The following is a 995-nucleotide window of genomic DNA, read 5'->3' as shown; positions in this document are numbered from 1 at the left end:
CCTTCACGGATTGCGAAACGCAGACCGTCGTCCATCGCGATTGGGTGGATCAGAGTCACAACCATCTTGATGTTGTCGCCTGGCATTACCATCTCTACGCCTTCTGGCAGTTCGATGGTACCGGTCACGTCAGTTGTACGGAAGTAGAACTGTGGACGGTAGCCTTTGAAGAACGGAGTATGACGGCCGCCTTCGTCTTTGGACAGAATGTACACTTCAGATTCGAACTTGGTGTGTGGCTTGATTGAGCCTGGCTTCGCCAGAACCTGACCACGTTCGATTTCTTCACGTTTGATACCACGCAGCAGAACACCAACGTTCTCACCAGCACGGCCTTCGTCCAGCAGTTTGCGGAACATTTCAACGCCAGTACAGGTAGACTTCGCAGTCTCTTTGATACCAACGATTTCAACTTCTTCACCAACTTTGATGATACCGCGCTCTACACGACCGGTAACAACGGTACCACGACCGGAGATGGAGAATACGTCTTCGATTGGCAGCAGGAATGGCTTGTCAATCGCACGCTCTGGTTCTGGGATGTAAGAATCCAGGAAGCCAGCCAGTTCGATGATTTTCGCTTCCCACTCTGCGTCGCCTTCCAGCGCTTTCAGCGCGGAACCACGAACGATTGGAGTGTCGTCGCCTGGGAAATCGTACTGAGACAGCAGTTCACGAACTTCCATCTCTACCAGTTCCAGCAGCTCTTCGTCATCAACCATGTCGCATTTGTTCAGGAACACGATGATGAAAGGAACGCCTACCTGACGACCCAGCAGGATGTGCTCACGAGTCTGAGGCATAGGGCCGTCAGTCGCAGCAACAACCAGGATCGCGCCGTCCATCTGCGCAGCACCGGTGATCATGTTTTTAACATAGTCGGCGTGGCCTGGGCAGTCTACGTGTGCGTAGTGGCGAGTCGGGGTGTCATACTCAACGTGAGAGGTGTTGATGGTGATACCACGAGCTTTTTCTTCTGGTGCGTTATCGATCTG

The 995-nt window shown here is 52.9% G+C and carries 1 protein-coding gene; it reads right to left on the bottom strand.

All coding sequences use genetic code 11. The features are described from left to right. The coding region (tuf, locus tag INF86_RS22190) for an elongation factor Tu (protein ID WP_193543940.1) at positions 1-995 on the bottom strand (995 nt) is incomplete at both ends.

Origin of the sequence: Enterobacter cloacae complex sp. I1M (assembly GCF_014982425.1) — a bacterium.
GTDB lineage: Bacteria > Pseudomonadota > Gammaproteobacteria > Enterobacterales > Enterobacteriaceae > Enterobacter > Enterobacter intestinihominis.
Note: the sequence above shows the minus strand (reverse complement) of the source record. Positions and strands in the feature narration are given on the sequence as shown.